Annotated in this window: 14 protein-coding genes; 12 read left to right on the top strand and 2 right to left on the bottom strand. The window is 66.7% G+C overall.

From position 1 onward, the window contains the following. Window position 1 precedes the first annotated feature (1 nt). From E3U25_RS20075 to E3U25_RS20035, 9 genes are all read left to right on the top strand, one after another. Window positions 2–355, top strand: coding sequence for a YbaN family protein (locus E3U25_RS20075; RefSeq protein WP_036753660.1), 354 nt, complete (start codon window positions 2–4; stop codon window positions 353–355). Window positions 356–445: 90 nt separating this feature from the next. Further along, window positions 446–1,030 carry an S-(hydroxymethyl)glutathione synthase gene (gfa, locus tag E3U25_RS20070; RefSeq protein WP_116223243.1) on the top strand — a complete coding sequence of 195 codons (585 nt, stop codon included), beginning with the start codon at window positions 446–448 and terminating at the stop codon, window positions 1,028–1,030. Window positions 1,031–1,129: 99 nt separating this feature from the next. Further along, window positions 1,130–2,257 carry an S-(hydroxymethyl)glutathione dehydrogenase/class III alcohol dehydrogenase gene (locus E3U25_RS20065; protein ID WP_116223244.1) on the top strand — a complete coding sequence of 376 codons (1,128 nt, stop codon included), beginning with the start codon at window positions 1,130–1,132 and terminating at the stop codon, window positions 2,255–2,257. 75 nt (window positions 2,258–2,332) lie between these two features. Then, window positions 2,333–2,968, top strand: coding sequence for an ATP-dependent Clp protease proteolytic subunit (locus E3U25_RS20060; RefSeq protein WP_116223245.1), 636 nt, complete (start codon window positions 2,333–2,335; stop codon window positions 2,966–2,968). Window positions 2,969–3,375: 407 nt separating this feature from the next. Continuing rightward, window positions 3,376–4,215, top strand: coding sequence for an S-formylglutathione hydrolase (gene fghA / locus E3U25_RS20055; protein ID WP_036753647.1), 840 nt, complete (start codon window positions 3,376–3,378; stop codon window positions 4,213–4,215). 176 nt (window positions 4,216–4,391) lie between these two features. Beyond that, the gene (locus E3U25_RS20050) at window positions 4,392–6,194 is read left to right on the top strand and encodes a methanol/ethanol family PQQ-dependent dehydrogenase (RefSeq protein ID WP_116223246.1); all 1,803 of its coding nucleotides are present in this window, start codon (window positions 4,392–4,394) and stop codon (window positions 6,192–6,194) included. Window positions 6,195–6,295: 101 nt separating this feature from the next. Next, window positions 6,296–6,958: a c-type cytochrome, methanol metabolism-related gene (locus E3U25_RS20045; protein ID WP_036753643.1), complete on the top strand. Its 663-nt coding sequence runs from the start codon at window positions 6,296–6,298 to the stop codon at window positions 6,956–6,958. Beyond that, window positions 6,955–7,767, top strand: a complete 813-nt coding sequence (locus E3U25_RS20040) for a substrate-binding domain-containing protein (RefSeq protein WP_036753642.1) — start codon at window positions 6,955–6,957, stop codon at window positions 7,765–7,767. Before E3U25_RS20045 ends, E3U25_RS20040 begins: the two co-directional genes overlap by 4 nt. Continuing rightward, a complete protein-coding gene (locus tag E3U25_RS20035; RefSeq protein WP_116223247.1) occupies window positions 7,764–8,300 on the top strand; it encodes a PQQ-dependent catabolism-associated CXXCW motif protein in 537 nt (178 codons plus the stop codon). Before E3U25_RS20040 ends, E3U25_RS20035 begins: the two co-directional genes overlap by 4 nt. Before the next feature lie 9 nt (window positions 8,301–8,309). Here E3U25_RS20035 and E3U25_RS20030 read toward each other — a convergent pair whose 3' ends face one another. Both E3U25_RS20030 and E3U25_RS20025 read right to left on the bottom strand, forming a co-directional pair. After that, window positions 8,310–8,861 (bottom strand): SRPBCC family protein, encoded by a 552-nt coding sequence (locus tag E3U25_RS20030; protein WP_036753635.1) that lies wholly within the window; start codon window positions 8,859–8,861, stop codon window positions 8,310–8,312. A gap of 3 nt (window positions 8,862–8,864) precedes the next feature. Then, complete coding sequence (locus tag E3U25_RS20025; protein WP_114536092.1) at window positions 8,865–9,386, bottom strand: DUF3280 domain-containing protein; 522 nt, start codon at window positions 9,384–9,386, stop codon at window positions 8,865–8,867. A 191-nt stretch (window positions 9,387–9,577) separates the two neighbouring features. Between E3U25_RS20025 and E3U25_RS20020 the strand changes: the two genes are divergently transcribed. From E3U25_RS20020 to E3U25_RS20010, 3 genes are all read left to right on the top strand, one after another. After that, window positions 9,578–10,726: an ABC transporter substrate-binding protein gene (locus E3U25_RS20020; protein WP_244295382.1), complete on the top strand. Its 1,149-nt coding sequence runs from the start codon at window positions 9,578–9,580 to the stop codon at window positions 10,724–10,726. 8 nt (window positions 10,727–10,734) lie between these two features. Continuing rightward, complete coding sequence (locus tag E3U25_RS20015) at window positions 10,735–11,706, top strand: YVTN family beta-propeller repeat protein (RefSeq protein WP_116223249.1); 972 nt, start codon at window positions 10,735–10,737, stop codon at window positions 11,704–11,706. A gap of 209 nt (window positions 11,707–11,915) precedes the next feature. Further along, complete coding sequence (locus tag E3U25_RS20010; protein WP_052095847.1) at window positions 11,916–12,308, top strand: cupredoxin domain-containing protein; 393 nt, start codon at window positions 11,916–11,918, stop codon at window positions 12,306–12,308. The last annotated feature ends 18 nt before the right edge of the window (window positions 12,309–12,326 follow it).

Genomic DNA, 12,326 nt, shown 5'->3' with positions numbered 1-12,326 from the left:
GATGCGATACCTGTGGCTCTCGATGGGCTGGCTGACCCTGACGCTGGGAACGATCGGGATTTTCCTGCCGGTCCTGCCCACGGTGCCCTTCCTGCTGCTCGCGGTCTGGGCCTTTGCGCGTTCCTCGCCGCGGCTGGGCGCCCGCATCATGCGCCATCCCCGATTCGGCCCGCCGATCCGCGCCTGGCGCAAGCGCGGCGTCATCGGCCGCAACGCCAAGATCTGGGCGGTGGCCGGCATGACCGCCGGGGTCGCCTGGGCGGTCTGGCTGGGGCTGGACATGCGCTTCATCGCCGTCCAGGTGCTGGCCTGCACCGCCATCGCCGCCTGGCTGGTCACCCGCCCCGAGCTTTGAGCCGCGAGGCAATACAACCTTTTGCCCACTTGTTCCTGCGCGGCCACGGCGCAAACTTCGGCGCATGGCTCTGAGGGGAGGAACTGGAACATGGTGGACACATCGGGGGTGAAGATCCACCCCGCAGTCGACAATGGCATCAAGCCCGCGCAGCCCGGCTTCTCGGGCGGCACGCTGCATTGCAAATGCAGCACCAACCCGGTCCGGGTCGCGATCCGGGCGCAGACCGCGCATAACCATGTCTGCGGCTGCACCAAGTGCTGGAAGCCCGAGGGCGCGATCTTTTCCCAGGTGGCCGTGGTCGGCCGCGATGCGGTCGAGGTGCTGGAGGGCGCCGAGAAGCTGGAGATCGTCAATGCCGAGGCGCCGATCCAGCGCCATCGCTGCCGCGATTGCGGCGTGCATATGTATGGCCGGATCGAGAACCGCGACCATCCCTTCTACGGGCTGGATTTCGTCCATACCGAGCTTTCGGACGAGGATGGCTGGGCGGCGCCGGAATTTGCCGCCTTCGTCAGCTCGATCATCGAATCGGGCGTCGATCCCAGCCGGATGGAGGCGATCCGCGCCCGGCTGCGCGAATTGGGGCTGGAACCCTATGACGCGCTTTCGCCGCCGCTGATGGATGCGATCGCCACCCATATCGCCAAGCGGTCCGGCGCGCTTGCGGCCTGAGCGCCGGCTTGGCCGCGACAATTGCGGGGGTCGGTTTACCGGCCCCCGAAACCATGAGAAAACCGCAGGCCAAGGGCCGTCACCGAAGGAGAAGAAGACATGAGAACCCGTGCCGCCGTCGCGCTGGAAGCCGGCAAGCCGCTGGAGGTCATGGAGGTCAACCTGGAAGGCCCCAAGGCCGGCGAGGTGATGGTCGAGATCAAGGCCACCGGCATCTGCCACACCGACGAATTCACCCTGTCGGGCGCCGATCCCGAGGGGCTCTTCCCCTCGATCCTGGGCCATGAGGGCGCGGGCGTGGTGGTCGAGGTCGGCCCGGGCGTCACCTCGGTCAAGCCAGGCGATCATGTCATCCCGCTCTACACGCCCGAATGCCGGCAATGCGCGTCCTGCCTGTCGGGCAAGACCAACCTCTGCACCGCCATTCGCGCTACCCAGGGTCAGGGCCTGATGCCGGACGGAACCAGCCGGTTCAGCATGCTCGACGGTACGCCGATCTTTCACTACATGGGCTGCTCGACCTTTTCGAACTACACCGTGCTGCCGGAAATCGCGGTGGCCAAGGTGCGCGAGGACGCGCCCTTCGACAAGATCTGCTACATCGGCTGCGGCGTCACCACCGGCATCGGCGCGGTGATCAACACCGCCAAGGTGGAAATCGGCGCCAAGGCGGTGGTCTTTGGCCTGGGCGGCATCGGGCTGAACGTGCTGCAGGGCCTGCGGCTGGCCGGCGCGGACATGATCATCGGCGTCGACCTGAACGACGACAAGAAGCCGATGGCCGAGCATTTCGGCATGACGCATTTCATCAACCCGAAGAATTGCGACAACGTGGTGCAGGAGATCGTGAACCTGACCAAGACGCCCTTCGACCAGATCGGCGGCGCCGACTACAGCTTCGACTGCACCGGCAACGTCAAGGTGATGCGCGACGCGCTGGAATGCACGCATCGCGGCTGGGGCCAGTCGATCATCATCGGCGTGGCGCCGGCGGGGGCGGAAATCAGCACCCGCCCGTTCCAGCTGGTCACCGGCCGGGTCTGGAAGGGCACGGCCTTCGGCGGCGCCCGCGGCCGCACCGACGTGCCGCAGATCGTCGACTGGTACATGAACGGCAAGATCGAGATCGACCCCATGATCACCCACACCCTGACGCTGGACGAGATCAACAAGGGCTTCGACCTGATGCATGCGGGCGAATCCATCCGCTCGGTCGTGCTTTACTGATCGTCAAGGGCTGCTTAGGTAAAAGGACGGCGGGGGCGGGCGACCGGCCCCGCCGTCAACATGAAAGGACCGATCATGGCACAGCACATCCGCCTGGACGACGATGACGACGACGAAGACGAGCGCCGCCAGGAGGGCTCGAAGGACGAGGGCCTCGGCCTGCCCGAGGGCGACAAGATCGGCAAGCTCTACTTCAAGTCGCGCACGGTCATCGTCGCCGGGCCGATCACCGACAAGCTGGCGCAGCGCACCGTCGCGCATCTGCTGGCCCTGGCCGAGGACAGCGAAGACCCGATCAACATGCTGATCTCGTCCCCCGGCGGCCATGTCGAATCGGGCGACATGATCCATGACGTGATCAAGTTCATCCGCCCGACCGTGCGCACCATCGGCTCGGGCTGGGTCGCCTCGGCCGGGGCGCTGATCTTCGTCGGCGCGGAGAAGGCAAACCGCTATTGCCTGCCCAACACCCGCTTTCTGATCCACCAGCCCTCGGGCGGGATCGGCGGCACCTCGACCGACATGATGATCCAGGCCGAGCAGGTGCGGCTGATGCGCGACCGGCTGAACCAGATCTTTGCCGAGGCGACCGGCCAGACCGTCGAGCGGATCGAAAAGGACACCCAGCGCGACTTCTGGCTGAACACGCAAGAGGCGCTGGACTATGGCCTTCTGGGCAAGGTCATCCGCTCGGTGGACGAGCTGAAGTGACGGGACCGCGTTGATGGCGGGGGCGGGACAGCAGACATGCTGGTCCGTCCCGCCTGTCGCCCAGGCCAGCCTGGTCGCGCGGGGCTTTCGCCACGGCGCCGGGCTGGCGGCACGCCCTGCGCGACCGGGTGGATTTCGCCATCGCGGCCTATGGACCCGGCCATGCGCAAGCCCAGGCTGCCAGCCGGGTCGCCGCCGACATCCGGCAACGTGGCGACGGGCCGCTGTCGGAATTGCGCCCGCGCCCGCGGCGATTTCGCCGTCGCGGCCCTGCCGGCACCGTTCATTCGTGGCAGAAAGCCGGTTTCGATATTGCCGGCCGGCTGCCCGCCGCGTTTCTTCGGCCCCGGCATGGCCCGTGCCGATGCACCGGCCATGTTCCACGACCTGACAAGAGGGATTGAGCCATGAGTCTGGCCTATGAAACCGTATCGGAAAACCGCAGCTTCGGCGGCATCCAGGGCGTCTATCGCCACCAGTCGCAGGCGACCGGCACGCCGATGACCTTTGCCGTCTACCTGCCGCCGCAGGCCGAATACGGCAAGGTGCCGGTGCTGTGGTATCTGTCGGGCCTGACCTGCACGCATGAGAACGCCATGACCAAGGCCGGCGCGCAGGAATGGGCGGCGGAATACGGCATCGCGGTGATCTTTCCCGACACCTCGCCGCGCGGCGAGGGCGTGGCCAATGACGAGGCCTACGACCTGGGCCAGGGCGCCGGCTTCTATGTCGATGCGACCCAGGCCCCCTGGGCGCCGCATTTCCGCATGTGGCACTATATCACCCACGAACTGCCGGAACTGGTCTTCGGCAACTTTCCCCTGGACCGCGAGGCGCAGGGCATCACCGGGCATTCCATGGGCGGCCATGGCGCGCTGACCATCGCCATGACCCTGCCCGAGCGCTACAAGTCCGTCTCGGCCTTTTCGCCGATCGCCCATCCCAGCGAATCCGACTGGGGGCGCAAGCAGTTCGCCGCCTATCTGGGCGAGGACCGCAGCGCCTGGGAACGCCACGATTCGACCCTGCTGATGCGCCAGCGCGGCTATCCCGGCGAGGTGCTGATCGACCAGGGCGCCAGCGACCAGTTCCTGGACCTGCTGAAGCCCGAGGCGCTGGCCCATGCCATGGCCGAGCGCCGCCAGCCCGGCACCTTCCGCATGCAACAGGGCTACGACCACAGCTATTTCTTCGTGCAGACCTTCATGGCGGACCACATCCGCTGGCATGCCGAACGGCTGGGCTAGCTGTCGAAAGGGGCGGCGGGGGGATTGACCCCATACCTATTGCCGAATTTCCCTAATACTTTGGTCTTGTGACCCTGCCGGCCGCGTTGACGCAAATGCGGCCGGGTCCGAACCTTCCAGCAGAAGGTGCTTGCGCAGGAGGAGCAGCGCGATCACCGGCATGCGGAGGAAAATTCATGAAAACCCTGATGAACGGCGCCTGCCTTGCGCTGCTCATGTCCGGCACGGCGGTGCTGGCCAATGACAGTGTGCTGGCCGAGATCGCCAAGCCCCAGCAATGGGCGATCCAGATGGGCGATTACGCGAACACGCGATATTCGACCCTGGATCAGATCAACAAGGACAACGTCAAGGATTTGCGCGTCGCCTGGACCTTCTCGACCGGGGTGCTGCGCGGGCACGAGGGCTCGCCCCTGGTGATCGGCGACGTGATGTATGTCCACACCCCCTTTCCGAACAAGGTCTTTGCGCTGGACCTGAACGACAACGGCAAGATCCTGTGGCGCTATGAGCCGCAGCAGGATCCGAACGTCATCGCGGTGATGTGCTGCGACACGGTCTATCGCGGCCTTTCCTATGCCGACGGCATGATCCTGCTGGGCCAGGCTGATACGACGGTGGTGGCGCTGGACGCCAAGACCGGCGAGGCGAAATGGTCGACCAAGATCGGCGACCCCGCCATAGGCGAGACGCTGACGGCGACGGTGGTGCCGGTCAAGGACAAGGTCCTGGTCGGCGTCTCGGGCGGAGAATACGGCGTGCGCGGCCGCATGACCGCGCTGAACCTGGCCGACGGGTCCGAGGCGTGGAAAGCCTGGTCCACCGGCCCGGACGAGGAACTGCTGGTCGATCCCGAAACCACCACCCATCTGGGCAAGCCCATCGGCGCCGACAGCTCGCTCAGCAGCTGGGAGGGCGACCAGTGGAAGATCGGCGGCGGTACGATCTGGGGCTGGTTCTCGTATGACCCGGACCTGAACCTGGTCTATTACGGCACCGGCAACCCCTCGACCTGGAACCCCTCGCAGCGGCCGGGCGACAACAAGTGGTCGATGACCATCATGGCGCGGGATGCCGACACCGGCATGGCCAAGTGGTTCTACCAGATGACGCCGCATGACGAATGGGACTACGACGGCGTCAACGAGATGATCCTGACCAACCAGACCATCGACGGGCAGGAACGCAAGCTGCTGACGCATTTCGACCGCAACGGCCTGGCCTATACGCTCGACCGCGAGACGGGCGAGTTGCTGGTGGCCGAGAAATACGACCCGGTGGTGAACTGGACCACCGGCGTCGACATGGACCCCAATTCGGAGACCTATGGCCGCCCGGCCGTGGTGGCCGAATACTCGACCGCCCAGAACGGCGAGGACGAGAACACCACCGGCGTCTGCCCGGCGGCGCTGGGCACCAAGGACCAGCAGCCGGCGGCCTTCTCGCCCAAGACCAACCTGTTCTATGTCCCGACGAACCATGTCTGCATGGATTACGAGCCCTTCCGGGTGGCCTATACCGCCGGCCAGCCCTATGTCGGCGCCACGCTGTCCATGTATCCCGCGCCGAACAGCCATGGCGGCATGGGCAATTTCATCGCCTGGGACAACACCACCGGCGAGATCAAGTGGTCCGTCCCGGAACAGTTCTCGGTCTGGTCGGGCGCCCTGGCGACGGCGGGCGACGTGGTCTTCTACGGCACGCTGGAAGGCTATCTGAAGGCGGTGGACGCGCAGACGGGCGAAGAGCTTTACAAGTTCAAGACCCCCTCGGGCATCATCGGCAACGTGATGACCTACGAACATGGCGGCAAGCAGTATATCGGCATCCTGTCGGGTGTCGGCGGCTGGGCCGGCATCGGCCTTGCGGCGGGCCTGACCAATCCCAACGACGGGCTTGGCGCGGTGGGCGGCTATGCCTCGCTGTCGCAATACACCGAGCTGGGCGGCCAGCTGACCGTGTTCGAACTGCCGGGCTAATACTTTGGTGCCGGAAAGCAAACTGTGACTCGAAACTGGCCGCCCCAGGGATAACCTTGGGGCGAGCCATCATCTTCGGGTGACAGCCAGGGAGGAAATTCATGACCAGCAAGACGACCGCCAGCCTGATGGCGATCGGTGTCGCCTGCATGATCGGCGCACTTACCGGAACGGCCCTTGCGCAATCCGCCGACACGCCCCCGGCCCAGGCCGGGGCAGGCGCTGCCGCCGCCGTCTCGGGCGATGGAGGGCAACAACAGCAACCGGCCGCCGAGGCACCCGCCGGGCAGGAGGCCGGCGGCAAGCAGGCGCTGCCGAACGGCCAGGACATCACCCCCGACCACATGGAGAACGGCCGCTGGTATACGGCCGAGGACATCCCCACCTTCAAGATCGCCGAGGACGGCACGGTGGATTGGGCGACCTTCTCGGGCTATCGCCGCTATTCGGCGGAATGCCATGTCTGCCACGGCCCGGACGGCGAGGGCTCGACCTATGCGCCGGCGCTGAAGAACTCGGTGCTGAATCTTGGCTATTACGATTTCCTGGAAATCGCCGCCTCGGGCAAGCAAGAGGTCAACACGGCCGCCAACCTGGTCATGCCGGCCTTTGGCACCAACAAGAACGTCTGGTGCTATATCGACGACATCTATGCCTATCTGCTGGCGCGGGGGGTGGGCGAGCTGCCGCGCGGCCGCCCCGCCAAGAGAGAGGACAAGTCCGAGGAATTTGTCGCGCAGGAAGATTCCTGCATGAGCGGATGAGACGCGCGCTTGCCCTTGCCGCCCTGCTGGCCTGCGCCGCGCTGCCCGCGCCGGCGCAGGTCGCCGACCTGCGGTCCAAGACCGAATTCCGGGTCTGCGCCGATCCCGCCGCGGTGCCGATGTCGTCCCAGGACGAGCAGGGTTTCGAGAACCGCATCGCCCGGCTTTTCGCCGACAAGCTGGGCCTGCCGGTGGCCTATACCTGGTTCCCGCAGGGGCCGGGCTTCATCCGCAAGACCCTGCGCGCCGGGCTTTGCGATGTCGTCATCGGCTATGCCCAGGGCGACGAGATGGTGCAGAACACCAACCATTACTATACCTCGGCCTACGGCATCGTGACGCGCCGGGACAGCCCGCTGGCCTCGGTCGAGGTGTTGGAGGATCCGGCGCTTCAGGGCCATCCGATCGGCGTGGTGGCGGGCACGCCGCCGGCGACCAACCTGGCGCGGGCGGGGCTGGCCAAGGACATGCGCGGCTGGGATCTGTTCGTGGATCGCCGGGTCGAGGATCCGGCGGGCGAGATGCTGGCCCAGGTGAAATCGGGCGCGCTGGCGGCCGCGGTGATCTGGGGTCCGCTGGCCGGTCCGCTGGTCAAGCACGATCCCGAACTGCAATTCACGCCCCTGCTCAAGGAAGCCGGCGGCCCGCGCATGTTCTATCGCATCACCATGGGCGTGCGGCTGGACGAGCAGGAATGGAAGCGGCAGCTGAACAGCCTGATCCGCCGCCACCAGGACGAGATCGACGCCATCCTGCGCGATGCCGGCGTGCCGCTGCTGGACGATTACGGCAAGGGCTTGAAACCATGAGACAGGCCTGGGCGGCGCTGGCGGTCGTTGTGGCCGGCGCGGTCCAGGCCCAGGCTCAGGTGCCCGAGCCGCAGGGTTTCCATGGCGAGCCCTATCGGTCTGAAACCCCGGCCACCCTGGCCGGCGCGCAGGTGATCGGCGCGGCCGAGGCGATGGAACTGCATGCCCGCGGCGTGCCCTTCGTCGACGTGCTGCCGCGCACCGCCCGCCCCGAGGGCCTGCCCGAAGGCACGCTGTGGAACGCGCCGCCGCACCTGTCCATTCCGGGCGCGACCTGGCTGCACGGCACCGGCTACGAGCGGCTCTCCCCCGTGGAACAGGCGCGGCTGGCCGAGGGGCTGGCGCGCCTGTCGGGCGGCGACAAGGCGGCGCCCTTGGTGATCTTTTGCAAGCGCGACTGCTGGATGAGCTGGAACGCCGCCAAGCGCGCCGTGGCGCTGGGCTATCGCGGCGTGATCTGGTTTCCCGACGGGATCGAGGGCTGGCAGGAACAGGGCGGCGGGCTGGAGCCGGTCAGCCCCGCCACCCCGTAAGCGACCCCGCTACTCGGCCTTGCCGAACCGTTCCGCCAGCGCATCGAGCCCGGCGCGGTAGACGCCGGTCACGGCCTGGATCGCCGCCTCGTCGTTCAGTTCCGGCGGCGGCTCGTTGTTGGGATAGCCGCGATAGAAGCCGCCCTTCCAGTTGACCAGCGCCTTGCCGCCCTCGTCCCGGACGCAAAGCGTCGCGGCATAGTTCGTCACCGGCAGCACCGTCACCTCGACCTCGGTGATGCGATAGGCATAGCAGCGCTTTTCGGGCTGCCATTTCGAAAGAACCTCGGTGATGGTCGGATCCCCCGCGTCGGCTTTCAGGTGCAGAACGCGGGTGGACGTCTCGGGCTGGTCGGCCGAGCCGTCGCCGGTCAGCTCCAGGCTGGCGATGGCCGGGTGCCAGCTCATGTCGTCGAACCGGCCGATCGCGGCCCAGACCTCGTCCGGGGTGGCATCCAGCTTTTGCTGCATCTCCAGCTTCAGCCGCGGCGGGCCATGCGCCTCGGCCGCGGGGGCCAGGGCCAGGGCCGCACCGATCGACAGGGCCAGCAGTCGGATCATCCGTCATTCCTCCCGAAAGATGATGTTTTTCAACAGGTAGAGATAGCCGCGGCGGAAGCTTTCGTCGGTATTGCCGCGAATGTCGACCACGCCGGCGCGCACCGTGTCGCCGCTGGCGGCGTCGCGGACGTAAAGGTTCAGCGACAGGATCAGGTTCGAGACCTTCTGCACCTCGCCCGAGATCGCGTAATGCGCCCCCAGCTCGCGCGCGATGCGGCTGTCGCTGCCATTCGATTGCGTGAGGTTCTTGATCCCGGCCACCTGCTCGGCCGGCGGCTCCAGCAGGGTGAAGCCGCGGTTGCGCAGATCCTCGGCGATGACCGCCTCGGCCATCTCGATGCGGCGGGTCTCGTCCGCCCGCACGCCGTTTATCGCGCCTTCGGTCGAGGTGTCGATGAAATGCAGGCCGAACCAGGCGGCGCTGTCGGGCGGCGGCGGCGATCCGCGTGCCGGCTGGTCCGCCCCGGCGCCGGATCCGGCCAGGACGGCGGCGCAGGCAATCAGGATGAGCCGCGGGAATCCCATGCGCAAAACCATGCCCTCGGCCCCCGTGTGCGTCCATAGGACGAAAGTCCCTAAGACTTAGGTATCAGGGGATTTCACCCGGCTGGAACCGGGGCATCTGCCGGGTTGGCGCAGGCGGATTGACCCGGCATGATGCAGGGGGGAGGACGGCCATGAAAGGCAGAATCATCATACTTTTGGCTGGTTTGTCCATGGCAAATCCAGCCCTTGCGCAAGATGTCGCAGCCTCGCAGACCGTGCGCGCCGCCGTGCTGCGGGTGGACGTGCCCAGCCTGCCGCCCATCTCGCGGCTGGACGCGCCGCCCGAGGATCTGGGCTTTGCCGGCGCGCGGCTGGCGATCGAGGACAACGACACCACCGGCCGCTTCATGAACCAGGATTTCGAGGCGCTGGAGATCGCCGCCACGCCCGAATCCGCCCCGGCCGAGATGGACAAGCTGCTGGCCCAGGGCATCCCCTTCATCGTCACGCTGGCCGATGATGCGCAGACGCTGGCCCTGGCCGACCAGGCCGGCGACCGGGCGCTGGTGCTGAATGCGCGGGCGCGCGGCGACGGCCTGCGCGGCAAGGACTGCCGCTTCAACGTGATCCATGCCGCGCCCAGCCACGCCATGCTGGCCGATGCGCTGGCGCAATTCCTGATGTGGAAGCAATGGCCGAACTGGTTCCTGATCGCCGGCAGCCATCCCGAGGACGTGGCGCTTGCCGACGCCTATCGCCGCGCCGCGACCAAGTTCGGCGCCAAGATCGTCGAGGCCCGCACCTATGAGGATACCGGCGGCAGCCGGCGCAGCGACAGCGGCCATGTGCAGGTCCAGCAGCAGATGCCGGTCTTTACCCAGCGCGCGCCGGCCCATGACGTGCTGATCGCGGCGGACGAGAACGGCGTCTTTGCCGACTGGCTGCCCTATGCGACCTGGGATCCGCGCCCGGTCGCCGGCTCGGCCGGGCTGGTGCCGCGCAGCTGGGCGCCTTCGCTCGAGGCCTGGGGGGCGACGCAGTTCCAGAACCGTTTCGAAAAGCTCGCCGGCCGCCCGATCCGCGAGGAGGATTACCAGACCTGGATCGCGCTGCGCATGATCGGCGAGGCGGCGACGCGCACGCAAAGCACCGACCCCGTCGCGCTGAAAGAGTTCATGCTGTCCGAGAATTTCGAGGTCGCGGGCTTCAAGGGGCAAAAGCTGACCCTGCGCGACTGGGACCACCAGCTGCGCCAGCCGATCCTGCTGGCCACCGATTCCGTCACCGCCTCGGTCAGCCCGCAGGACCAGTATCTGCACCAAAGCTCGGCGCTGGACACGCTGGGCTTCGACCGTCCCGAAACCGAATGCAAGTTCTGAGGCCAAAGATGAAAGCTGCAACCGCCATCCTGACCTCGGCCCTGTGCCTGGGTTTCGCCCTGCCCGCCGCCGCCAACCGGGTCTTCGTCAGCAACGAAAAGGGCAATGACGTCACCGTGCTGGACAGCGAGACGCTGGAGGTGATCGGCACCTATCCGGTCGGCGCCCGCCCGCGCGGCATCACCATCAGCCCCGACGGCAAGGAGCTTTACGTCTGCGCCTCGGACGACGACCTGGTGCGGGTCTTCAACCCCGAGACGATGGAGGAAATGCATACGCTGCCTTCCGGGCCGGACCCTGAGCTGTTCGTGCTGCATCCCTCGGGCAACCCGCTTTACATCGCAAACGAGGACGACAACCTCGTGACCGTGGTCGATACCCAGACCCACAAGGTTCTGGCCGAGATCCCGGTCGGCGTCGAGCCCGAGGGCATGGGCGTCAGCCCCGACGGCAAGGTGGTCATCAACACCTCGGAAACCACCAACATGGCGCATTTCATCGACAGCGAAAGCTTCGAGATCTTCGCCAACGTGCTGGTGGATTCGCGCCCGCGCTTTGCCCAGTTCAACGATGCCGGGACCAAGCTTTACGTCAGCTCGGAAATCGGCGGCACGGTCAGCGTGATCGACCCGGCGACCCAGGCGATCACCAAGAAGATCAGCTTCCAGATCCCCGGCGTCCTGCCGGAGGCGATCCAGCCGGTCGGCGTGCGCGTGACCGGCGACGGCAGCAAGGTCTTTGTCGCGCTGGGCCCCGCCAACCGCGTCGCCGTGATCGACGGCGAGACGGACGAGGTCCAGGACTACCTGCTGGTCGGCCAGCGGGTCTGGCAGATGGCCTTTACCCCGGACGAGAAATACCTGTTCACCACCAACGGCAATTCCAACGATGTCTCGGTGATCGACGTGGCGACGCTGAAGGTCGTCAAATCCGTGCCCGTGGGCCAGCAGCCCTGGGGCGTGGTCGTCGCGCCCAACTGATGAGAGTTCAAGAGGGAGGAAGAACCATGACCCGTTTGCTGACCGTCCTGCTGATCATGGCCGGGCTGGCCTTGCCCGCCACGGCGCAGGAGGCCGCGCCCGAAGCCAGCCCCGAGGCCGGCGCCGCCACCGATGGCGCCCCCGCCGCCGAACAGGACGACGATGATGACGACGACGACGATGCCGCAGAGGCAGGCGGCGCCGAGGGCGTGCATGAGGCCGGCTCCAAGTTCGACTTCGGCTTCTCGGGGATCATGGCGCGCGACAACCGCACCGACCTGGCGCCGCTGACGCTGGCCTCGGGCAAGCCGGTGGCGACGGCGGAATACAAGCTGAAGTCGGGCGGCTTCTATCGCCTCGACATCAATGCGGACGGCAGCCAGGAACTGGCGCTGTCGGGCGGCGACTTCTTCCGCGCGATCTGGGTGAACGAGATCGTCATCAACGACATCGAGATCCGGCCGATGGGCGTGCATTCGCTGGAGTTCGACGATGCCGGCACCGCGACGATCAGCTTCATCGCCATCGTGCCGGGCCGCTATACGCTGTCGATCCCCGGCTCGCAGGGCGAAACCCAGCAGGCGGTGTTCAACATCCAGTAAGCCAGGCGGGCGGGGGCC

The organism is Paracoccus versutus, from assembly GCF_029909795.1.
GTDB classification, from domain to species: Bacteria; Pseudomonadota; Alphaproteobacteria; order Rhodobacterales; family Rhodobacteraceae; genus Paracoccus; species Paracoccus versutus.
This window is presented reverse-complemented; position numbering and strand designations above follow the sequence as displayed.